The organism is Nitrosospira sp. CT (assembly GCF_059489795.1).
The window spans coordinates 67,575-90,624 of the sequence record NZ_JCAHZJ010000077.1; the positions used below are offsets into that span (position 1 = coordinate 67,575).

General features: G+C 52.4%; 21 protein-coding genes and 1 pseudogene. 5 read left to right on the forward strand and 17 right to left on the reverse strand.

Annotated features, from left to right (window positions below):
* Window positions 1–254: 254 nt before the first annotated feature.
* Window positions 255–1,211: a YihY/virulence factor BrkB family protein gene (locus tag AC52W5_RS14155; protein ID WP_495671467.1), complete on the forward strand. Its 957-nt coding sequence runs from the start codon at window positions 255–257 to the stop codon at window positions 1,209–1,211.
* Here AC52W5_RS14155 and AC52W5_RS14160 read toward each other — a convergent pair.
* From AC52W5_RS14160 to AC52W5_RS14230, 15 genes and pseudogenes are all read right to left on the reverse strand, one after another.
* Entirely contained in the window at window positions 1,190–2,353 is a 1,164-nt protein-coding gene (locus AC52W5_RS14160; RefSeq protein WP_495671468.1) for a glycosyltransferase, read from the reverse strand. The genes AC52W5_RS14155 and AC52W5_RS14160 overlap by 22 nt on opposite strands.
* Window position 2,354: 1 nt before the next feature.
* Window positions 2,355–3,158 carry an amidohydrolase family protein gene (locus tag AC52W5_RS14165; protein ID WP_495671469.1) on the reverse strand — a complete coding sequence of 268 codons (804 nt, stop codon included), beginning with the start codon at window positions 3,156–3,158 and terminating at the stop codon, window positions 2,355–2,357.
* 6 nt (window positions 3,159–3,164) lie between these two features.
* On the reverse strand, window positions 3,165–7,043 hold the full coding sequence (locus tag AC52W5_RS14170) for an NAD(P)-binding protein (RefSeq protein WP_495671470.1): 3,879 nt from the start codon (window positions 7,041–7,043) through the stop codon (window positions 3,165–3,167).
* A gap of 556 nt (window positions 7,044–7,599) precedes the next feature.
* Window positions 7,600–7,878, reverse strand: coding sequence for a hypothetical protein (locus AC52W5_RS14175; protein ID WP_495671494.1), 279 nt, complete (start codon window positions 7,876–7,878; stop codon window positions 7,600–7,602).
* A 137-nt stretch (window positions 7,879–8,015) separates the two neighbouring features.
* A pseudogene (locus AC52W5_RS14180) lies at window positions 8,016–8,195 on the reverse strand (sulfate ABC transporter substrate-binding protein); the annotation flags it as partial.
* Between the two features lie 188 nt (window positions 8,196–8,383).
* On the reverse strand, window positions 8,384–8,587 hold the full coding sequence (locus AC52W5_RS14185) for a hypothetical protein (RefSeq protein ID WP_495671471.1): 204 nt from the start codon (window positions 8,585–8,587) through the stop codon (window positions 8,384–8,386).
* 128 nt (window positions 8,588–8,715) lie between these two features.
* Window positions 8,716–10,215, reverse strand: a complete 1,500-nt coding sequence (locus tag AC52W5_RS14190; protein ID WP_495671472.1) for an OprO/OprP family phosphate-selective porin — start codon at window positions 10,213–10,215, stop codon at window positions 8,716–8,718.
* A 623-nt stretch (window positions 10,216–10,838) separates the two neighbouring features.
* Window positions 10,839–11,099: a hypothetical protein gene (locus AC52W5_RS14195; protein WP_495671473.1), complete on the reverse strand. Its 261-nt coding sequence runs from the start codon at window positions 11,097–11,099 to the stop codon at window positions 10,839–10,841.
* Between the two features lie 371 nt (window positions 11,100–11,470).
* Complete coding sequence (locus tag AC52W5_RS14200) at window positions 11,471–12,475, reverse strand: PstS family phosphate ABC transporter substrate-binding protein (RefSeq protein ID WP_495671474.1); 1,005 nt, start codon at window positions 12,473–12,475, stop codon at window positions 11,471–11,473.
* A 310-nt stretch (window positions 12,476–12,785) separates the two neighbouring features.
* Complete coding sequence (locus tag AC52W5_RS14205) at window positions 12,786–14,030, reverse strand: MFS transporter (protein WP_495671475.1); 1,245 nt, start codon at window positions 14,028–14,030, stop codon at window positions 12,786–12,788.
* 509 nt (window positions 14,031–14,539) lie between these two features.
* Window positions 14,540–15,700, reverse strand: a complete 1,161-nt coding sequence (locus AC52W5_RS14210) for a zinc-dependent alcohol dehydrogenase (RefSeq protein WP_495671476.1) — start codon at window positions 15,698–15,700, stop codon at window positions 14,540–14,542.
* A 102-nt stretch (window positions 15,701–15,802) separates the two neighbouring features.
* On the reverse strand, window positions 15,803–16,216 hold the full coding sequence (locus tag AC52W5_RS14215; RefSeq protein WP_495671477.1) for a hypothetical protein: 414 nt from the start codon (window positions 16,214–16,216) through the stop codon (window positions 15,803–15,805).
* A gap of 106 nt (window positions 16,217–16,322) precedes the next feature.
* On the reverse strand, window positions 16,323–17,132 hold the full coding sequence (locus tag AC52W5_RS14220; protein WP_495671478.1) for an inositol monophosphatase family protein: 810 nt from the start codon (window positions 17,130–17,132) through the stop codon (window positions 16,323–16,325).
* A gap of 9 nt (window positions 17,133–17,141) precedes the next feature.
* Window positions 17,142–17,675, reverse strand: a complete 534-nt coding sequence (locus AC52W5_RS14225; protein ID WP_495671479.1) for a DUF421 domain-containing protein — start codon at window positions 17,673–17,675, stop codon at window positions 17,142–17,144.
* A gap of 227 nt (window positions 17,676–17,902) precedes the next feature.
* Entirely contained in the window at window positions 17,903–18,481 is a 579-nt protein-coding gene (locus AC52W5_RS14230) for a hypothetical protein (protein WP_495671480.1), read from the reverse strand.
* A 106-nt stretch (window positions 18,482–18,587) separates the two neighbouring features.
* On the opposite strand from AC52W5_RS14230, the gene AC52W5_RS14235 reads away from it, so the two are divergent.
* From AC52W5_RS14235 to AC52W5_RS14250, 4 genes are all read left to right on the forward strand, one after another.
* Window positions 18,588–19,895: an NAD(P)H-binding protein gene (locus tag AC52W5_RS14235; RefSeq protein WP_495671481.1), complete on the forward strand. Its 1,308-nt coding sequence runs from the start codon at window positions 18,588–18,590 to the stop codon at window positions 19,893–19,895.
* Between the two features lie 16 nt (window positions 19,896–19,911).
* Window positions 19,912–20,379 carry a DUF2269 family protein gene (locus AC52W5_RS14240; protein WP_495671482.1) on the forward strand — a complete coding sequence of 156 codons (468 nt, stop codon included), beginning with the start codon at window positions 19,912–19,914 and terminating at the stop codon, window positions 20,377–20,379.
* A gap of 16 nt (window positions 20,380–20,395) precedes the next feature.
* Window positions 20,396–20,989, forward strand: a complete 594-nt coding sequence (locus AC52W5_RS14245; RefSeq protein ID WP_133668959.1) for a cysteine hydrolase family protein — start codon at window positions 20,396–20,398, stop codon at window positions 20,987–20,989.
* 221 nt (window positions 20,990–21,210) lie between these two features.
* Window positions 21,211–22,380 carry a DesA family fatty acid desaturase gene (locus tag AC52W5_RS14250; protein ID WP_074974663.1) on the forward strand — a complete coding sequence of 390 codons (1,170 nt, stop codon included), beginning with the start codon at window positions 21,211–21,213 and terminating at the stop codon, window positions 22,378–22,380.
* Window positions 22,381–22,566: 186 nt separating this feature from the next.
* Here the strand turns inward: AC52W5_RS14250 and rpmG are convergent, their stop codons facing one another.
* The gene (rpmG, locus tag AC52W5_RS14255; protein ID WP_011381442.1) at window positions 22,567–22,722 is read right to left on the reverse strand and encodes a 50S ribosomal protein L33; all 156 of its coding nucleotides are present in this window, start codon (window positions 22,720–22,722) and stop codon (window positions 22,567–22,569) included.
* A gap of 85 nt (window positions 22,723–22,807) precedes the next feature.
* Complete coding sequence (gene rpmB, locus AC52W5_RS14260; protein WP_074744918.1) at window positions 22,808–23,044, reverse strand: 50S ribosomal protein L28; 237 nt, start codon at window positions 23,042–23,044, stop codon at window positions 22,808–22,810.
* Window positions 23,045–23,050: the final 6 nt, after the last annotated feature.

Sequence of the window (23,050 nt, forward strand, 5' to 3'; positions counted from 1 at the left end):
TCATCCAATCCCGCCTACCAGATCTATACGAGCAGAAAGCCAGCCAGGTAGCTGACAGTCGGCCCAAGTCCATCTCTCCCGATCTGTGCATTGGCGTACATACCAATTGGATCGTTTCACCTATTGTAATTCATAGCGCTATTTCGGCTCTATGGATAAATTCCTGCTTTCCGACTCGCATTTCTGCCCCATCGCCTGCTTGACAGGAGGACAGGGGACAAAAAGGGAAGGAAGGGGGAAGAGAGGAGGACAGCATGAATATCAAAGAGGTATGGGCTCTTGTCAAAGCTTCTTTTTCGTCCTGGCTGGACGATTATGCGGCCAGCATGGGCGCGGCGCTGGCCTACTACACCATGTTTTCCATCGCTCCGCTTTTGCTGATCGTCATTTCGACGGCAGGACTTGTTTTTGGCGAAGAAGCGGTGCGTGGAGAAATCTTCGGACAATTGCGCGACTTGATGGGTGATCAAGGGGCGGCCGCAGTGGAAGGGTTGCTTGCAAGTGTCAGCAAGCCGGAAGAGGGTGCGGCAGGCGCAGTGGTCGGAACAGTTTTACTCCTGATTGGCGCAACCACCGTATTTGGCGAGCTGCAGAACGCATTCGACCGAATCTGGCGCGTACCCGGCAAAGACAAGAACGGCGGGATAGGGGAGCTCATCAGGACCAGATTGCTGTCGTTTGGAATAATACTGGGAATAGGCTTTCTAATGATGGTATCCCTTGTTTTCAATGCCGGCGTGTCCGCATTGGGAAAGTGGTGGGGTGGATTTTTTTCGGAACTTGAAATTCTGGTAACGACTCTGAATTTTATATTCAGCTTTGTTTTTACCACCGCTGTTTTCGCGATGCTTTACAAATTTATGCCCAAGGTGAAAATTCAGTGGAAGGACGTGTGGCTGGGGGCAGGCGTTACCGCATTGCTGTTTACCATCGGCAAGTCTCTGATCGGTCTTTACATTGGAAAAAGCGCGATCAGTTCCGGATTTGGCGCCGCGGGATCACTGGTTGTCGTATTGGTGTGGGTTTACTACTCAGCCCAGATTTTTTTACTCGGCGCCGAGTTTACCTGGGTATATTCCCATGCTCGTGGATCGCGAAAAAACCAGGAGATTCCCCCGAGAACCATCTCCGCTGGCCCGGTAGGGATGACGCGCGGAGAGGCGGCGGAAGGTTTCACCGCGGAGAACCATCAGGAACGCGCTTTTCGATAACCCTTTGCTGTATCCGCATCGCTTCCTTTGATACCACCCTGGGTAAGAGACCGCAATACTTGCGCAGTTTGAGCGACGATATCGCTCAGGTCGAACTTCTCTTCGACGCGTTTTCGGGCTGCTTCCCCCATCCTGATACGCGTCGAATTGCTCGTCATCAGAGTGACGACATCATTGGCCAGGCCTTCCGTATCTCCGGGCTGTTTCAGCAGACCGGTACCGCCTACCTCGACAATATCGACTACGCCCCCGACATTCGTAGCCACCACGGGGAGGCCTGATGCCATCGCTTCCACGATCACCAAGGGCATCGCTTCAGAATACGAAGTTGACACAACGAGATCGAGGCAGGGGTAGATTTTTGTCATGTCCCGCTGCAGGCCCACCATATGAATGTGGCCTGTCAGATCGTGCTGGTCGATCTCGTTCTGGAGCTCTCGCCGCATCGGCCCTTCGCCCACCAGTACGAAATGGCAGTTCTTGAGCCTCTTGTGCGCTAGCTGCGCCACGCGAACAAACATTTCCGGCCCCTTCTCGGGCGAGAGGCGACCGATGAAGCCTACAAGGGGCGCTTCTGGCGGGATCTTGATCAAGGAATGAAGGTAATTGGACTTGGGAGCCGGATGGAAGATCTTTGTATCGATTCCGTTAGGAATGAAGCGCAGTTTTGTGCTTGGTACGCCCAGAGTCAACGCTTGAAAGTAGGCGGTTTTTGCAACCACGTTGATATGAGTATTCATGAGCTTGTGCACTTCAAAATCGCGCATGCTCAGGTAGCGTCCGTGGACAGTGGCTATTGCCGGCGTGTCGGTCAACCTGCTCAGGATACCTGCAAGCGAGTGCGCATTGGGAAGGTGTGCATGGATGACGTCGATCGCATCAGCCCGGACGAGGCTCGCCCCAAGGAGGATAGACTGCCAGTCAGGCTCATCGGTGACAGGGGTGATGTGAACGCTACAGCCGATATCGCGTAATTGCGATGTCAGTTTACCTTCCGCCACACAGAGGCAGGTGACACGAAAAGTGTCCTGCGGCAGTCGCTCGAGCAACCTCAAGACGTAAGCTTCCATTCCACCGACGATGGAGGCCCCTATAATTTCGAGAAGGTTGATAGGCCGTTCGGCAGTTGAAATGATTTTCACGTCAATTTATTCCCAGCCAGGCCGCGGCTGTCCCTCCCATGATCCGGTCGCGGCTGGACTTGTCCACGTCGAGACGTTCCAGCAGCGTCAACACATCGTCAATTCGGCTTTTTATCAAATCCGCACTACAGGGCAAAAACACATCGCTGCCGAATTGCAATAAGTCGGGCGTGAGGACGTCGATTGCTTTTCTCAGAACTTCAAGGCGGTAAACAGGAGGCGCGCCAAAGGAAATGTCGAAGCGAAACTGGCTGTTGTCAGGCGGCACTCCGTTGATGAGGTCTATGAGACCTACCGCATTCGCCTCGTCGGACCACGGCCATCCGAGGTGAGCCAGGGTAACGCGCAGGTCAGGATAATCGCGTATCGCTTCGTAAAAGCTGGGGCGACAGAAACGCCCCGATTTTCCATCGATAAAAATACCGCTGTGGAACAGGATTGGAATCTTGAGGCGGGCTGCTGTTTCATAAACGTTCCGTGCGCAGTCGTCATAAGGGTACCATCCGGCTGGCACCATTTTGAGTCCATGAAGCCCCAACTCGTGCGCGTTGACAAGATCTTCGCACGCACCTTCTAACGAAGGGTTGATTACCGCAAACCCGATCAGGCGATCGGTATGATGACCTACAAGCTGGGAAAGATAATGGTTGGCCGACCTTAACGACGCACTGTCGTGCATGGAATATGGGCCGCTCAAAAACGGCGCAAGCACAACGGCCTTGTCCACCTGCGCCCGATCCAATGCCTGTAGAACGTCATCTACTTTTTCGTCTCCTGAACAATGAATATGAGCGTCTATTATCATGCTCGATCACACTGCGGTTTTGTCGGCAACACGTTCTTCGCTGTCAGAGAATTGACTGATAGCTTCTGCTGCCTTTTTTCCTGCCAGGAAAGCATGATCGGAGTTGTAATATTCCCACTCGCTGTAGCGCCCAGCCAGGATAATATCGCGCTCCGAAAGCCATTGCCGGATGGTTTCAACGCTCTGCTTTCTCGCATGGTCATATACCACATAGGCGTAGGGCATATCGACCAGATTGGCCGTAATCAATTTATCGTCCCGCGTAAACAAACCCACCTTGATGCAGTCTTCCACGCATCGGTCGATTAACTCCTGGCCGTCGAGTGGCAGCGGCTTGGCCGGCGAGTAGGATATCTCACAGGTGAGACCAAATCCGCCCGGCGGATTGCAGGCAGGGCTTGCATTTCCCTGGAGGAAAACCCGGTGGAAGATGGTGTCTTCCGGATAATAGATCCAGTGCTTGTCTGAAATGTTTTCCCTGCCGATACCCAGGTTGACGCAGCGCACCGAAACGTGGCGCAACGCAGCTGCCGCTTTTTTGATTGGCGAAGGCGCTTCATCGCCAATGCTGCGGATCAGTTCAGGCAGCGGGATCGTGCTGAGCAGGTACTGGTACCGGTAGCGCCTTCCATCCGCCAATGTAATCAAGTGTTGGTCCGGTGAAATGCGGGCGACATCTGCGTTCAGTTCAATGGCGCCTTTGATATGAGGAACAAAGCCGGACATCATGGCCTGAAATCCCCCCCGAAGAGGGTAACCAAAGCGCGCATTGGGTCCCATTGGTTTGGCGACAGGCCGTAGTGCGCCTTCTATGATTTCCTCCAGGTCGGGCAGGGGTACCCGGCCCCCAAGCCAGGAAGTTTCCATTTCTGTCAGTGGAACTGTCCAGAGTTTTCTGTTGTAAGGGACCGCAAAATGTTTCGCGATACCTGCCCCCCACACCCGATAGATGAAATCTTCAAAGTTTTCCACTTTGCTTCTTTCAACCACGCCTTCGGCCCCTCGTACTTTGCCGGACTCGGGCGCTATACTCCCGGTCCCATCCGCGCAGCAGTCGGATACAACGGCAGCGGCGCCATCCGTACCCTGGCAGGCTCCTTCCATTGATTTTGCTTGCGGAGTCTTTAACGCGCCATAACGTGCTTCCATCGCTCCGACGATACATTCCCTGATGACATCCGCCGGCAGCCCATAGAGGGCCCCCTGGAATGGGTAACGGGTATGAACGCCTTTGCTGTAAACCCAGGCTTCACGGTTTTGCCAATGGACGTTATCGCCGAGCAGGACCTTGTAGAGCTGATGAACGTAGGCGTCGTTTGAAAACATGATGTGACCGGCGTGATCAAAGGTGAAACCCTTGTCTTCAATCGAGCGGCACCATCCGCCCACAATCGGGTTCTTGTCCAGCAGCAGCGTTTCTTCATCAAGGTGATAAGCGGCACTCAATCCGGTAGGTCCCGCCCCGATAATGACACACTTCCTGTCTTCGGCAGAGACAGGTTCAATATCCCGGTGGATGGAGGACTCGGGCTCTATGAAGCGGCGTACGCCCCTCTTTGCCCCCTCGTTTTGCAGGACGACATTCTGCATGAGCTCATGCATTTTTTCCGCGGTTGTATTCCATGAGGTTGCCGATACCATTTTCCGCATCCTCATAATGGTTTGCGTATTGTCTTCGGGTGTGGTCAGCAATGCATCCTCACAAGCCCGAATGAAAGCCTGTGGTGTATCTGCAATCGATACGACTTCCCCATACAGTTCCACTACATCTGCAACGGGTGTGCTGACTATGGGCAATTCGGCAGCCATGTACTCCAGTGTCTTGGTCGGACTGATGAAGCGCGTGGATTCATTCAGTGCAAACGGCAGCAAACATACGTTCCAGCCAGCCAGAAAATGCGGCAGAGCTTTATAAGGCTGTTGACCCAGGTAGTGGATGTTATGCCGTCGTGGCAATGCGCTTCGGCTGATCTTCGCGACGGGCCCAACCAGGACGATCTGCCATTGCGGGTGCGCCTCCGCCAGGCGATCGATGAGTTCCAGATCAAGCCGCTCATCGATCACGCCATAATAGCCGAGCCGGGGGCCGGGTATGTCCTCATGAGCCGGATGACGATTGCTCCGATCCCTTGCCTGTTCAAAATGTACGATGTCTACACTGCTGGGAAAGCAGTGCACGTTCGGATGGCGTGCCTGCTTTGCCCGGTAGAGGCTTGGGCCGCCGGTAAAAACGAGGTCAGCAACTCTCAGCAGCGCATTTTCCCGTTGAAGCATTTGCTTTGGCGGATTCTTGAAAGCAGCCAGTTCGTCCATGCAATCATAGATAACCAGGGAGGGTTGCAGCTCCCGCAGCAGTGGTAACGCCATCGGGGTATAGAACCAGGCGATGTGGTCTTCTTCCAGAACAACGAATTCCCGCATGAGTTTGATCAGATGCGGCAGTTGCTCATCATGAAAACCCGATGCAGCGACCGGCGTGTGAGGCTTGACCACGGTAATATTCGGCACGGGTTGGGAGTATTCGAGGAAACTGTCTTGCTGGTGCAGAGCCGGCTCTTCAATGAAAACAATTTTGTAGTTTTCGGCAAGGCGGGAGAGAAGATGTTGGGGCCGTTGATATACAAAGTCCCAGCGCAGGTGGGAAAAAACAATAATTGTCGTCATTGGGGTTCCTGGAGCGTTAGATGAGGCTTGAATTGAAAGGCAATGTGAAAAAAAATTCTCAGTCAGCCGTTGAGCGCCTCTTAAGCCAACCGCATATGTCTGCGATAAAATCCGATGGCAATGCGTCTCTTTTTCCCCCTTGATATCTACTTCCCATAGACCGCTTTTATGCCAATGTTCCGGGTTATCCCAATCCGGCCGATCCACGATGGGGTACAGGCAGATTCCCTGCAGATCCACACCGAACCGTTTAGCCATTACCGCATGTTGAGCCACTTCCTTGATCCACGCACCCCTGCCGCTTCCGACATGGCTGGTTTCCGAGATTAAAACTGGGCGGTGATAGCGGTGATAAACCTCGTTTAGAAGGTCATACAATGGAACGCGGCGGGGATGATCGAGGTGCCAGAAGAGAGGGAGACTTGCCTCCCATTTGTCGCCGCTAGATTCCCATTGGTTGCTGTGGTAGTAGTTAACCCCGATCAGGTCCAGAAAGTGGGGGGCGCCCCCCAGCTCAGGCTCCATGCGTCCGCAGATCATGTCCCAAGCTTCGAATTGGGATTGCCTGTACATCTCTGCATGATCCTCGAGATCAGGCCGGTCATCAGGGGCAACGACGTGTATCAGCGGATCGCAATGAAGAATGCGAGCGGAAGGGCTGATTTTCCAGATTTCCTCGCAACCTTTCAGCGTTGCTCGCACCAACTGCCGTTTCAACTCCGCTCCGTCGTCATCATGGGGATTAGCGCACATGAACCGGTTTCGCGCAGATGCCCAACTGGTGAAGGAGATTTCGTTGATCGGCGTGTAAACGGAAACAACGTTGCTGGTCGAAAATGATTCGAGATATTCCACTACCCGAGAACAAAACAGCGAAAACCGATCAATGAAATCAGGCGAATAGGGATATATATCATCCGGCCAGCCGTAATGGCATAACGTCCATATGACCTGTAAGCCACGGTCTCGAGCCGCACGCGCACGTAATTCGACAGACGAAAAATCGAAACGCCCCTCTTTTTCCACTGACCGCCAACCCACGCTTTCGCGGACCGTTCCGATCCCAAAATCCTGTAGTAGCGAATAATCGTGATATGCCAGATCCGCATGCTGCGTGGCGTGATTCATGGATAAGGGTACCCCCTCACCATTGATGTGGTCCGAACCTTCATAGCCTGCCTGCCAGAAAGAAAGGAATGTTTTGTTATTGATCGTGTTCATCGAACAATGAGCCTGGGAGCAAACCGTCGGGGGGCTTCGCGAACCGATTATGATGATTTTCGCATTCTTATTTCTCGGCCAGCGCAGGTGATTGCCGCTATGATCAGGGTTTTTAGGGGAAGCTACTGTGCGATAACGAACAATTCATACATCCCTCGTACAGCACTTCGAGTTCTATCGTGAGATCATTTATCCGATCCTTGGACGAGTGCAGGGCGAACTGACATGACGTCAATGGATACCGGCTTTCGCCGGTATGACGTTTGTACTGTTTGCTCGCCGAGTTAAATAGGTACGCTGCCGATTTTTTGAACAAAGATTCTTGTCAGGCTCTTTCCTCGGCAGCGTTTTGGTGTCCGGTTTTGCTCCGTTTCTGCCTCGCTGCGCTGCTGAAGGATTCAGGGCGAACGGAGAAGATGACGGGCTCAGGGCGGATGAAAACGAAGGGGGCAGGGCGAGCGGGAACGCAAAACGCTTTTCGGCGTGTGTGGGGTGTCAGGACAACCTTGCGACAGTCGTCTTCTTTTTTTCGAAGATTTTATATGCGGATGCCGCTTCAGCAAGCGGCATCCGGTGACTGATTGTATGAAGCTGCTACACCGCGTGAGCCTTTCCGGTGCGCAGCTTTGTCCACGACACTTGTCACGGATCCAGCCACTATTGATATGGATGGGGTAACGATTTCAAACTCATCCTTTCCGCTATCCTGAACGATCAGGTGAGCTTCATTTTCCCACGTGAGGAGTACATCGCCTGTATTGAGAAAGACAAAGGCAGCAGTCGCGTTTCCCGGCTTTTTACCCTCGTAATCCACCATCTGGGCGTTGGCATACAATTGGCTAACAAATTCACGCGCAGCTTGTTCGTTGCCACCTGATTGCCTAAGCGCGGATCCCAGGTGGCAAGATAATTCCAGCGACCCCTTTCCGACAGCTTTGGGTTTGCGGTAACTACTTTTATATCGGATTGTGCCAGATCACTCCAATCCTTGAGTTTCTTAGAATTGCCTTTCCTTACCAGAAACACGATGGTGGAGGTATAGACTGAAGGATAAGAGCCTTTCCGGAAATCCTGCGCTAAAATATCAGTGGCCCATTCGGCAAGAAGATCGACCCTCTTAAGGGCGCCCGGAGTCGCGGAGTCTATTGTCAAGCGGCAATTACAAATGGAAGGGAAGAGCTTTGATTTTCATGGGCACAAAAAAGCCCCTGTAACGGAGGCATGATGCTTCATTGCTACAGGGACTTTCATCAAACCCTATTCCTGGTTTGGAGAGAGTTTTTAAAAAACCACTGGTTAGCGGCTTTTGAAGTGAAGCTTCCAGTTATAGAAGCCAGAACTCAGGCGGCAATCCGCATTTCGCGGAGTCTACGGCGAGGAAGTTTGCGAGTCTCATCTTCATAAGCCACAAAGACAGTGGACATGTCCAACTCCGATCGGGATTTTCCGGCAGAGCGCAGCTTCTTGTTAATACCTCTTTCCAGCAAGGGGTCGAACTCGTCTGCTGTATAGCCGTACAGATCAATGTATCTTCGTTTTTTCATAACATATCATCCATGGCGGGAAACACATCAGGCAGAAAATCCTCATTTCAGCGGCATTCGGGCTGTTCTTCGTTACAGGTTTAAGCCACTGATCCGTGATTTCACGCGCATCCTCAGGCGAATCGGAATCAGAAGGCTATTTGACTGCGGAACATGAAAGTATTCAGGTCATCCGGCTTGCCCCCGCTTGCCGTGATTAGGGGCGAATCCTTGATTTCCAATATCCTGTCGTAATTGAACATGAAGCGAATGTTGCTGTTCACGTACCAGTTCAGGGCGGCGGTAAAGTTTTTCATCTCTCCTGCCCTGAAGACGCCATCATTCAGGTCTACTCCGGCGATACGCGCCGCGAGTTCCCATGCGCCCCATCCGCCCTTGGAAAAACTGAGATTCCGGGTTGGCTCCACTCTGTGAAACTTTCCTTCTTTGTACTGGCGCGATTCTCCTGTAAGTGTCCACGCAGCTTCTCCGTACCATCCATGGAAGCTCAGTGAATCCAGGCCGTTTCTACGGCCAATCCAGCTATGGGTATACTCGCCTCCTACGCTGAAAGGTCCATATACGCCGCTGGCCTCCAGGCCCAGCATCTTAATGTCCTCGACATTTCCCAGGGCACCCGAATCAATTGGAAAGAGGTTGGTTATATGCGAGGTTTCATGCCTGAATCTCACGCCATTTGAGGGACCAAATAACTGGCCCCTGCCACTCGGTCTGCGATAGTTCCCTGCCACCCCCAAATGGACAATCCTTGTCTTTTCATCAATGGGTGCAAAAGTGATGCGCGAATTGGTTCCCCAACTTTCATCCAAACTGTCGTTATTGGCGTCGATTGACTCCCCATAAAGCCCGACCTGTCCGGTCCAGTTCTTACCTCTACTTGACAGGTTTACACCCATAGCGCGGTCTACGAGTGGCGCATTGAGCACATTCATTAACGATCTTTCCATAAACATGAGATCGTTGGAGCTTTCCTGTAACTCGCGGCTGAAAGCCTGTTTCTGATGGCCGACGTTGACCTTTGCGAAATCCAGCCCTCTATATGAGATAAACATGTCCTTGACGCCGACTTGGTTATCAGCGAAGTCGACCTGGCTCTTGAAATCCCAATCTTTAAAGAAAGTGCCTGCAAACTCCAGTCGCCCCCTGCGCAGCTCTGCGCCATCATTGGCTTGAACCGGAACCCCGCCTCTAAAAAAATGATCATTACTGCTGTGCGTGTAATCCGTATGAATCCGGCCCCCGATCTTGAACTTGAAGTTCTTGTCTGCTGTTTCAAATTGCAGGCCGTTTTTATCCAGCTTGAGTTGCTTTTCGCTTTCCTTGAAACGTTCCTCAAGAGACTCAACCTTGCCAACGAGCTGCGCACGTTCTGCTTTTTCTTTTATTCTCGCGTTTCTGTCTCCAGGCAGTGACTGACCGATTCTCTCTGCCTCCGGCGCGGGCGTGGCGTTATTTGATGGTGTACCTTGGACTCTTTCATAGGTACCCAGCGGTTGCCGGTCAGGCCCGGGCTCTGCAAATATGTGCTTGGTTTTGGTGTCAACATAAAGATCAATCGCAAAAACCAAAGATGATGTGCTTGCTCCCAAGGCAGCAGCCGCTGCCAATACAAGTTTTGAAAATTTCAAAGATATGCTCCCGGTTGTAGTGTTGATTGGTCATGTTTTATTGGTAAAAACCGGGGGCAAGGATATGTAAGGGAAATGACGACCTTATTACCCTTTTGTAACTGTTTTATGACAAAAGGTAGGGTTGAGCCATGACGATTGAGCCGAACGCCCAGATACTCCCTATCATGGCCCCAATGTACGACGAACGGCAGCTGAGCTTTGCCTGTGACGGAGGGGTAGCGCTACTTACAGAATTTTAAGAAAGGAGCTGGCTGAAGGAGGCGGTGTAAGGGGATTCTTTCCAAATCCCTTCAAGCTTTCTTGCTAGCGAGATTTTGTGCGAGGGTTCACAGCCTGAAATGCGAGAATCTTTCTCTTCCCCGTTTGCTGTTTCTTAAACGATACAGCTGCCAGATGAGGATCGGATCATGCAGAGAGTTGATGTGGGCCAGCCTTTAACCTCTGCAGAAACAAAAAAAAGAACCCGGCCTACTGAACAAGGGAGGCAGGGTCGTAGGCCGGGTTCGTTTACACTCCTAAAGACACAGGAAAAGGACATCGCCAAAGGGATAAGATGGGTCCCACAATTAATATCCCATAGGCAGATTAGGCACAGGAATTGACGTTAGCAGCCAGGAACTCTAGCCCATCAATAAGGCGGGGAAGAGGGCACCATCCGCAGAGTGAGAAGGAGGGTTAATAGGAGCTATGCCTACACTCGGTCCTATAGTGTTTTCCCAGAGCACTAGGGATTCAGGAAAACCGACGAGCTTTTCTTCGTGCACATAGGGGGCTAAAGAACCATAGGCTTCTTGCGGATCGTAAGGGAAGTTATAAATAATATTATTCATGCGCTCGACGTAGCCCTCTTTGGTCCGTACATACACAGCATATTCAAACATGATTCACTCCAGTGCGATAGGATTCGGTCAGACATCGTACTGGGTATTTGTTACAGCATTTTTAAGGACTTAGGCGCCAGTTCATTGGAAACAACTGAGAATATCGAGTATTGTCAGTTGCGCTGTGTCAGGATTTGATGCACGTTGTAGGGTATTTCCAAAGGTAGGAAGCAAGGATAAGGTTGAGGTGTAAGTACCTTAGAGAATCCCGGACTTGATTCTGCGGCTGTTAGCCTATGGGTAGCGGAAAGAGGGGGACGCAGAGTAACGAGGCCTTATCAGATAGGTATTGCTGGTCAGGCACGAGGTTCAACCAAAAAGGCTTAAATAGCGGTGAATATTGCAGTTTCCCCCTCATCTTTTTCGTCGTATTACAGGCTGGCCTCACGCTTGAGCAGTTCATCGATCTTGAGCCCAACTTCCGGCTGGCCGTTAAATACTGTGCCAAGCTTCTTCTTGTGCAGGTGTTCCAGGCTAGTGGTATACGCTTGAGCTGGCAGTGGAAAGTATTTGACTTCTCTCACCAGAGCCGGCGCATTTTTCATATAGAACTCAACAAATTTCCTGACTTCGGGTTTTTCTGCCGCCTTGATGTTGATGTCAATAAAAATCGGGCGAGACAATGGCTGATAGCTTCCATCTTCCACCGTTTTAAGGGACGGGAGAACGCCGCCTTTGCCTCCATCAACAGGAAGCGCTTCAAGCTTTTTCTGATTTTCGTTGTAGTAAGCAAAGCCAAAATACCCAAGTGCGTTTTTATCGCTCGCTACCCCCTGTACCAACACGTTGTCGTCTTCCGAAGCGGTGTAATCCCCCCGACTTGATTTCGCCTTTCCGACGACGGCTTCCGTAAAGTAGTCAAAGGTACCGGAATCCGCTCCCGGGCCGTAGAGCTTTATCGGTTCATCAGGCCATGCCGAGTTTACTTGATTCCATCGGGTTATTTTCCCCTGGGCGTCCGGCTCCCAAATCTTCTTTAATTCTGCAACCGTAATGGTTTTAACCCAATCATTTTTTGGGTTCACCACAACCGTCAAAGCATCGAAAGCCAGGGGCATTTCAACGTATTGAACCCCGGCGGTTTTACAATTGTCCATTTCTTTTTTCAGGATAGGGCGCGAAGCATTGGCGATATCTATTTCACCCCGGCAAAATTTCTTGAACCCTCCCCCCGTGCCTGAAATACCAACTGTGACTTTAGCCGCACCTTTCATGGCTATTTGAAAATCCTCGGCCACTGCCTCTGTAATGGGAAAAACAGTGCTGGAACCATCAATTTTTATAATCGGTTCAGCATGTACCACGCTGGCCGCTCCAAGCAGCACACCCAATACCACCACCACTACTACTATCTCAATACCCAGCAATTTCAGCATTTTGTTCTCCGCAAGTGGATCAGGAGCCGCTCCTGGCGACATCCTTACCGTCTTTTTATAGAAACCCAGCGGGAGAATACTGCCCAGATATGTCCATACCATTTCAGCTTTGTGGCTGTTTTATGACAACAGGTGATTTTGGCTACAAGAGAGGGGAGGCGATCACAGGAGAGTTCAAGTCGGTATGGCCGGAAGGTGCATGGGGCAATGAAACGTTGATGGGTCTTTGGTAATTTGATGGTTTTGTTTCTATCCCTGAACTGAAGGACAGACTTGCCCTTACCGTGACCGAAAACCAATCCTTTCAATCTCAATCCAGCGGAACATCCAGGCGTCTAAAGGATATTAACAAGGCCAGATCGTAAGCAATCTTCAAAGCTCCACAAGCAATCAAAGGTGCGCTCAGCAGTCCGCTGGCCAGCAAGGCTCCGGTCAGGGTTGGGCTGGCGATCGAAGCAAGGCTGCGGGACACTGTGGTGAAGCTTGCAGCGGCAGTGCGCTCTGCAGACGTGACCACCGCCATTACATAGGCAGCACGTGTCGGCACGTCCATCTGCGATAATGCGCTCCGTACGAACAGCAGAGCGAGCGCGCCCTCAAGATTGGGGGCAATCGCAGCAAAAATGAGGCACACATTAGCAGGGAGGTGAGTGAAGACCATTGTGTTGAGCAGCCCGATCCTGCGCGCGACGACTGGTGCAGCAAGCTGGGATCCGGCAGATAAGAGCCCCGCGCAGAAGAAGAATGTTCCGGCTTGCGCGAGCGATAGTCCAAACCGCTCAAAAAGCCAGAGCGTTAGCAGCGAATTTCCCAACAATCCCCCCGCAAACGCATCAATGCTGAATAACGTGGCTAGCTTGAACACAATGCGGCGCGATGCGCCCAACGGGTGTGGTAGCGGAGAAGTCTGAACCTCGATCGCCGGGAGAGTCCGATAGAGCAGCCAGACTGCCCCGCCGAGTAGACCATACAGCACGAACATTCCGCGAAGGCCGTCAATTAATGAAAGACCCGGCCACCCCGACACGAGCCAGGACGGAATGACGGCGGCTGAAGCACCTACAGCAGCGCTCAGCGAGCCAATAAGTGAATAACGTGCAAACAGTGTGATTCGTGCGTTGCCTCTGGCCGCTTGTGCCAAGTGGGCATGTTCAAGTGGCAAAAACACACTTATATCGCTCGAACCAGGATTAAGTGTTCCTACGAATGCGACAACAAACAGTGGCCAAAACGACGAGATGCTCGCAAAGCCAAGACCGGTAACTGCCATCAACAAGGCAGCGGATAGCAACAGTCGACGAGCTGTCCATCTGTAGCCAATTGTACCGACCCCCAGAATCGCCAAAGCTGATCCGGCTAACGTTGCCGTAGTTAAAAAGCCTACATCCAATTGATCAAATCCCAGCGCCAGCAGATAAGCTGGCAAAAGTACGGCAACATAGCCATCGCCAAAGGCACGCAATGCGCGTGCTGCCAGTAATGGGAAAGCGGTTTCAGCTGCCTCCGCAGGCATGAGCAACCGGGTGAGTATTCTGCGCCCCACATACACTTTCACTGACTTGATCCTCCATCTGGTCCATCTACATGGAAATGCCGGTTTTGTCGCCACCCATGTATTTACACCATTTCTTTTACAACTGATATCTCGTGAAATGGCGGTCGGTTCGCCCGATGGAAACTTTCAGCACCTCATCGAATAGCGCTGTCTGTGGGGAGAAAATCACATCCCGCCCTTCCTCACCGGCACATCTATCAGCCGGTAAACCGGACAGGAATACTCTTCGTCGTATTGACCCGCAACCCCGCAGCATAGCAAACAAGGCTCGGACGAATGATGGTTTGATTTTGTAGATCGGGTTGGGGCAGTGGTACAAATGGAGATACCAGATACCCTTCGTCAGTGATGTCCGGAGTCTGACGAAGGGCCTATCCTGAGCCCAGTCCGCCCCTTCGATCCTTCCAGCTCAGGATCAGGGTGAACGAGATGAAGGGCTCAGGACGAACGGGGAACGAAGGGCTCAGGGCGAACGGGAACGCGAAACGCTCTTCGATGTGTGTGAGGTGTCAGGGCGTCAGGACAACCTTGCGGCAGTCGTCTTCCTTTTTTTCGAAGATTTTATATGCGGTAGCTGCTTCAGCAAGCGGCATCCGGTGACTGATGATGATATCCGGTTGCAGCTTTCCGGATTCGATATGTTCCAGCAGTTCGGGGAGGAAGCGCTGGACATGAGTTTGCCCCATTCTGAAGGTCAGGCCTTTCTCGAAAGCATCACCGAAAAGGAAGGCATGGATAAAACCCGCATACACTCCCGGCACGCTGATCGTGCCGCCCCGCCTTACTGCTGCAATGCATTGGCGCAAGGCCACGCCGCTACTGCCTTCCAGTTTCAGGTTGGTCATGACGGTCTCGAGTGCGCTGCCTTTGGCTTCAAATCCTATTGCATCGATGGCCGCATCGACACCTCTGTAAGAAGTTTTCTCGACAATGACCTCGGCAGGATCGACTTCATCGAAATTGATGGGAAGTATGTCATATGTTTGGCGAGCGAATTCGAGTCGATACGGATGATGGTCGACCATGAAAATTGTTTCCGCCCCAAGAAGCCGCGCGCAAGCTGCCGACATCAATCCCACCGGACCCGCGCCAAAAATCGCTACGCTGGAACCTGGGCCTATATCTGCATTCAGAACAGCCTGATAGCCGGTCGGTAAAATATCGCTCAGGAACAGGACTTTCTCATCCGGAAGCGTTTCGGGGATCTTGATTGGTCCCACGTTTGCCTTCGGCACTCGTACATATTCAGCCTGCCCTCCGGGCACCCCACCATAGAGGTGGGTATAGCCAAAAAAGGCAGCACCTGAACGTACGTTTTTTCTGTTCATGATTGCGCCCCGATCCGGATTGGTCGTTTCACAAGCGGCATATAATTGCCTCTCGCAGAAGAAGCATTGTCCGCAGGCGATAACGAAGGGGACCACCACCCGATCGCCTTTTTGCAACGCTGTAATCCCCGAGCCCGCATCGACGACTGTTCCCATAAACTCATGGCCGAGTATGTCGCCATTCTTGAGTTCCGGCATTTTGCCCCGATACAGGTGCAAGTCTGATCCGCAGATCGCGGTGGCCGTAATCTTCAGGACAATGTCGTCCGGTTCCTGAAGTATCGGGTCGGGTACGGTATCCACGCGAACATCGTAGCTTCCATGATAGGTGACTGCGCGCATTGGCTTTTCCTTTGAAGGGCGATAGCGGTTTACCAGACGTGCGGGACGGGTTGGTTCGAGGACTCGGCTAATCCCCACGCCAGATTTATCTCGCTATCTCGGCTAAGGGGAACCTGGCGGTATCCTGCTGGCTTCTTCCGGACTTATTATTCCGTTTCGATCCAGGTCCGCTCCTTCTCTGATTGTACGGTTGAGCCTCTCCTTGGCCGCATCGCGTCCACTCATCAAGCCGCTGGGTGGAGAGCCGGGCTGTACCGGACCGATCTGTCCCGGGACGAGCGGGGGCGGCGTGGAATCGTTTTGTCTCATCGAGGGTTGTTCCGGGATGGGGCGGGTAGGTGGGGGAGGCGGCTGCCCGACGATGTAGCCACCCCCCGGCGACATTCCCTGGCCGGGCGGTTGCCCGACGATGGAACCTCCCGGTCCCGGCGCAATCTGCGCGTGAATTGCCATTGGCGCCAGGAAAACTGTGCCTGCCAGGAGCAAGGATTGAGTCACAAATTTTGAAGGTTTCATGGCTGCTCCCATAATGGTTTCAGGAAATAACCAACCGATCGAAAACGGATTCTATTTCGGGAAGATATGATTTTCGGTGCGGAATCGCACTAACAGCACGCGAGAACTATCCGGTGACTGAATCCGCTGCCGCGAGCGAATTGTGAAGCACCTCTATTGCCGCTTCCAGAAGGTGCTCAGTGGAAGCGGCAATGATTCGTCCATCCGAATTCAAGGTGAGGGGTTTTCCTGTCCAGTCTGTAATCTGTCCGCCCGCGCCGTTAATTATCGGCACGAGTGGCAGGTAATCGCAAGGCTCCAGGTTGTCCTCGACCACCAGGTCACAATAGCCGGAGGCGAGCAAGCCGTATGCATAGCAGTCGCAAACAGGACGGGTGATGGCGGCGACGCGGTACAATGTCTCGATCCCTGCATATTTCTCATCAGAATCGGCTCCAGGCGGGGCCATGATATAAAGCCGGGCTGCATCAATGGAACGGCAGCCGCTGACATTCGCTTGGCCATTGCTGATCCCATCCGTGAATATTGTCCTTCTGCCCGTTCCACCCCACCGCTCTCCCATTGCAGGAAGATCGACCAATCCGGCGATAGGTTGACCGTCATCCAGCAGGCCAATGAGTGTCCCGAACAGCGGGTTTCCCATTGTGAAGCTCTTCGTCCCGTCAATCGGATCCAGTATCCAGCTATAGCGTGCCCCGGGAGTGCAGTCATATTCTTCCCCGATAATGCCATGGTCCGGATATCGATCACGTATTGCGCTAGGCAGCGTGCTTTCGATCTTGCAATCTGCAATCGTCACGGGGCTCCCGTCTTCCTTCCAGTGGATATCCAGCGAAGTGCGGAAATATCGTAGCGCAATGGATCGGGACACATCGGCCAGGTGCTGGGCGAACTCTAACGCTTCCTCTTCATCCATCAGGCTTTCCTAAATAGTTTTTTTACTTTTAGGCTTGCCGGGTGGGTTTTCCGGTTCCCTGGCATCATTTCGCAATATGCTGATTTCGCCATCTTCTTCAAGATGCGCCATTTTTACCTCACTGAAATCCTCGATACCCTGTTCCCGCAATTTGGATTTTAATTCCTCGGTAGTAATCAACTCACGCCGCATGGCTTTGCGCTGGATTTTGCCATTTTGTATGAGCGCCAGTGGAGGCAGCTGAACGATGCGGCGGATGGAGGGAAAATGGAAGCTCAGCAAGTCCAGGAGATAATTCCAGCCGGCAAGGGTAGCAATAAGGAGGCAGCCATCTGTGATGGAGTCGTAATTCCCGGACATGCCGTTGCTGGCAGCATCGGCTATCAGCACAAGCAGCATCACATCTGCAATGGCGATAGCACCTACATCGCGGCGAAGTACTAGCCTGAACAGCAAAAAGATGAACCAGTAGATGACTGTTCCTCGCAGGATGATTTCGGCAGGATTTACGGAAAAGCCAAAAAGACGAGACCAATCAATCATGCCTTTCTTTGATCAGGGAACTTTGGTTGTGGGTCTGAGCTGTGTAAATATGGCAGGGAGACGAGCCCACGGCGTACTCAGATCGCGACAGGACAGAGAGGAAACCTGCAATGAATATAGGGAATCGCTTGGGTTTCCTCAGTGCGATAACGCACATTCCGAGCCTCTGCCATTGAGGTAGAGTGGCAACAGTATCGCGTAAAACACTGCTGCCCGGGAAACGGGAGTCAGCGTTTCCTGAATGCAGCGACGCCTGACTTTCTGCGGACAGAGTTTAGCGGCGGTGCAATCCTGCTTGCGGTATACCTTCGACGAGGATGCTGCCGCGCGAGCAGGGCAGTTCCGGCCAATCCGAGTGCGAAGGTTCCATAGACGATGAGCAGGGAAGGCTGGGAAAGCCGATGCTCAAACCCCGGCGTGAGCCGGGGCGTTAGATGTTTCGGCGTAAAGTGAAAATCGACGGCATAAGCCGCGGCGGCTGTTGCGACAGCTGGAGCAAGCACGGCTGCAGTGCTTTTAGCAGGCGGGAGTTGCTGACGAAGCTTTTCATACCAGGTTGCCCAGAATACGGACGCAACGTGGTGTACTGCGTAGCCGATAAGCGTGTACCGAAGGCTGAAATGGTCCTGATAGGGAGCATGTCTTCCCCATATCCACTGACTGGGCCCGTTTACAGGGGCGGCAAACTTGTCCAATTCCGCCTTGCCCAGGATCGAGAGCGCAACGGTCGACACAACGCTCGCCACAGTACCGGAAACGAGGCCGTTAAAAATTGCACTGCTCCAGGTTTTTTCAGGCTCAGTCATGACTGGATCCATACTTTATTTCCATTCTGTAAAGATATGAAAATCCCGCGCGAAAAAATCCGATCTGTCTATACAATCTTAATTCCAGTATATCTGATTATCTGATATGTCCACCATCTTGATTACCGGCGCTTCCGGCTTCATCGGCAGCCATCTGGTTGTGGCATTGGCTGCTGCGGGACACAGAATCGTATGCGCCACCCGGCAAGGCCAGCCAGAGGATATAAGGGATCCGAAGGAATCTCAGCTTACTTATATCGCGGCAGATTTTACGCGCGATTTCGATATGGAGATCTGGAAAAAACGCCTTGCCGGCATCGATGTGGTGATAAATGCGGTTGGAATATTGCGGGAGCATGGGAGGCAAACCTTCCAGGCGCTGCATGATCGTGCTCCGAGAGCGCTATTTGCGGCTTGCGAAGCAGCAAATGTGAAGGTCGTGCAGATATCCGCGCTCGGTGCGGACGAAAATGCGCGCAGCCAGTATCACCTCAGCAAGAAGGCCGCAGACGATGCATTGCTTGCCCCTCGGAACAAGGGGAACAAGAGGAACAAGAGCGTGGTTGTACAGCCATCGCTCGTATACGGACCGGGTGGGACAAGCGCGCAACTGTTCAACCTCATTGCGAGCCTGCCGGTTATTCCGCTGCCCGGATCGGGAGATCAACGGATACAACCGATTCATATTGACGACCTGACGCAAGCCGTGGTGATGCTCCTCGAAACCGACCGGTATCTTGGCCAGCGTGTCCCTCTGGTGGGGCCGGAACCCATCACCTTTCGAGACTACCTGGGTGAACTGCGGCATCTGATGGGGTTGGGGCCTGCCAGATTTCTGCCGGTCCCTGCCGGATTTGTCGAGTTCAGTGCGCGAATAGGCCAGCGGCTCGGGAAGGGTTTGCTGGACCTGGAAACATGGCAGATGCTTCAGCGGGGGAACATCGCCGATCCTGCCACGGCGCACGCGCTGCTCGGTCGCAATCCCCGACCTGTACGGGAATTTGCCTCACAGTGGGAAGTGAAGGCACTGCGCTTGTCGGCGCTCCTTGGCTGGTTGCAGATCGTGCTGCGTGTGTCACTGGCAGCAGTATGGTTTGTGGCCGGTGCGGTATCGATGGGAATTTATCCGGTAGAAGAAAGCTATGTCTTGCTTGCCCGTGTGGGAATTACCGGCAGTCTTGCGCCCATAGCGCTTTACGGTGCTGCGGCAATGGATATTGCCTTTGGGTTCGGAACCCTTTTTCTGCGCAATCGCCGGTTACTCTGGATAGCTCAGGTCACCCTCATTGGCGTCTACATGGTTGCGATCACTCTTTTTCTTCCCGAGTTCTGGCTGCATCCCTTCGGTCCGTTGATAAAAAATCTGCCCATCCTTGCAGTCATCCTGTTGCTGTACGAATTGGAGAAACGATGATCGAGCTGGAGGGACAGTGAACGACTACATTATTGTAAAGTGGCTGCACATCCTTTCATCGACATTACTGTTCGGTACGGGCATAGGCACAGCCTTTTATATGTTTTCGGCGAGCCTGACGCGCGACTCCGCCATTGCTGCTGCAGTTACCAGAAATGTCGTTACCGCTGACTGGATATTCACGGCGACGACCATCATCATTCAGCCGCTTACAGGTTTTTATCTCGTCTACCTGGCAGGAATTCCCGTGACGAGCAGGTGGGTAATGTGGTCGACAGTTTTATACCTGATCGCGGGAGCTTGCTGGCTTCCGGTGGTGTGGCTCCAGATACGGATGCACCGGCTCGCTGCCGATGCGAGCAACAGAAAGGATGAGTTGCCGCTCTTGTACTGGCAGTACTTCCGGTTCTGGATCGGATTGGGTATTCCTGCATTTGTTGCACTGGTTGCTGTGTTTTACCTGATGGTGGCCAAGCCGATATGAACAGCGGTTCTGAGCAATGAACGATAGCTGCGTGCTTCATGAATGCCCCGTTGCGCTTCTTTTAATCGATGTCATCAATGATCTGGAATTCGAGAGTGGACAACAGCTCGTTGAATACGCAGCGCCAATGGCGCGAAACATCTCGTCCTTTAAAGCTGAAGCCAAGAAACTCGGCATTCCTTGTCTGTACGTGAACGACAACTTCGGACAATGGCAATCCGATTTCAAACATCTCGTGTCGCGTTGTGTAAAAGACGGTGTCTGCGGAGCTCCGGTTGCCCGTGAGCTTGCTCCCCAACAGGATGATTACTTTGTTCTCAAGCCGAGGCATTCGGGCTTTTTCCAGACGCCTCTGGATCTTCTGCTCCAGAGCCTGCACGCAAAAAAGCTCATTCTTTGCGGCCTTACCACGGATTCCTGCGTACTGTTTACCGCCAACGATGCCTATCTGCGCGGTTTTGATATCCACATTCCTTCCGACTGCTGCGCAGCGATAAGCAAAAGCAGACATACAGACGCCCTGGGCCAGATGCGACGAACGTTAAAGGCTGCCACGGCGGAATCAGTCCGCATTGATCTGGAACAATTACTGGTCGATAATAGTCGCTAAATAAGCTGGTATTGTCTCCGGGAAGAATCCGGTTTCTTGCCGTCCACGCTCTCCCGCGTCTCTGCAATCCGGTGCTTCCCGCCCCCGTTTTCCCGGGCTCCTTCGAGCTTCCGGAAGGCACATAATTTCTTGACTAACCGTTCATTTAGCTATAAATTTCCGTATCCCTTCTTTCCGGCAACTACCGCTTCTACCCGTACTTACTCTAAAGGTCGCAAACAATGACTCTAGGTCTTATCGACTTGCCATGGTGGGGTTATATCGCCGTTATCCTCGGCCTTACTCATATAACCATTGCCAGTATCACAATCTTTCTGCATCGTCATCAGGCTCATCGTTCACTGGATCTTCATCCCTTGCCCAGTCATTTTTTCCGCTTCTGGCTGTGGCTCACGACCGGGATGGTCACCAAGGAGTGGACAGCAATACACCGGAAACATCACGCCAAGTGTGAAACGGTCGATGATCCCCACAGTCCGCAAATAGTCGGGATCGCCAAAGTGCTGAGGGAGGGATCTGAGCTCTATCGCCAGGAAGCCAAAAACATGGAAACCATGGAAAGATATGGCCATGGCACGCCGGACGACTGGATGGAGCGCAATGTCTATGACAAACACAGCCGCAAGGGCGTGGCGCTGATGTTGATCATCGATCTCATCCTGTTCGGGCCGATCGGTCTCACCATCTGGGCCATCCAGATGGCATGGGCTCCCATCATGGCTGCGGGCGTGATCAACGGGATAGGGCATTATTGGGGTTATCGCAACTTCCAGGCCGAAGATGCAAGCACCAACATCGTTCCCTGGGGAATTCTCATTGGCGGAGAGGAACTGCACAATAATCACCACGCTTATGCCACTTCCGCGCGCTTGTCCAACAAGTGGTATGAGTTCGATATCGGCTGGATGTATATTTGCATACTTCAATGGATGGGGCTGGCGCAGGTGAAGAAGGTGGCCCCAAAACTGCGCCTCGATGCTGCCAAGACAGAATGTGATGCAGATACTTTGCAAGCAGTCATTTCTCATCGTTACGAAGTGCTGGCAAAATATGCCCAGTCTCTCAAGCAGACGCTGGCAAAGGAAGTTGATCATCTGAAAGAAGCTGCTACAAATCTTGGCGTTGACCGTTCCACGCTTAAGCGTTGGGTGCTTGCAGACTCCAAGACCCTGCAGGAAGACGAGCGGGCGAAGCTCAATCTGGTGCTGAGCAAGACGAGCACTTTGGATAAGGTTTACAAAATGCGCGAGGAATTGATAACAGTGTGGCAGCGCTCCGCTTCATCCAAGGATGATCTGGTCAAACAGCTGGAAGACTGGTGTCACCGCGCCGAGGAAAGCGGCATCGAAGTGCTGCAGAATTTCTCCCGCAGATTGCGCTGCTATGCTTAAAGCTTTCTAAAGCTGCTTAAGAAAAATTATGTAGAACTCAATTACTCAATTAGAGCTCAATTCATAGGCTCCCAAAACAGGAAACCCGCCATTTGGCGGGTTTCCTGTTTTGGGAGCCTATATTTTCTTGAGCTATATTTTTACAATACTTCTTCCAAGGCTCCCCTGGCCTTGGTGCGAGGAAATCTATTTGAGCTTGGTTTCCTTGTACTTAACGTGCTTGCGCGCAACCGGATCGAATTTGGTAATTTCGATTTTTTCCGGAGTAGTGCGCTTGTTCTTGGTTGTGGTGTAGAAATGGCCCGTTCCCGCCGAGGATTCGAGCTTTATTTTTTCTCTCATGGTAATGTCCTTATCCTTACTTAGATTACCTTTTCGTTACCTTAACGATACAGGCCGAGTTGCTGACTGAATGCGCTTTAAACTCTTAGATGCTGTCGCGGCGTGCGCGCATTTCAGCCAGCACTGCATCGATGCCATTCTTGTCAATGGTACGAAGGGCTTCATTGGACACGCGCAGGCTGATCCAGCGACGCTCACTTTCAACCCAGAAGCGGCGGCGTTGTAGATTGGGCAAAAAACGCCGCTTTGTTTTGTTGTTCGCGTGGGAAACGTGGTGGCCGGTCATGGGCTTCTTCCCGGTAACTTCACATACTCGTGCCATGATTGA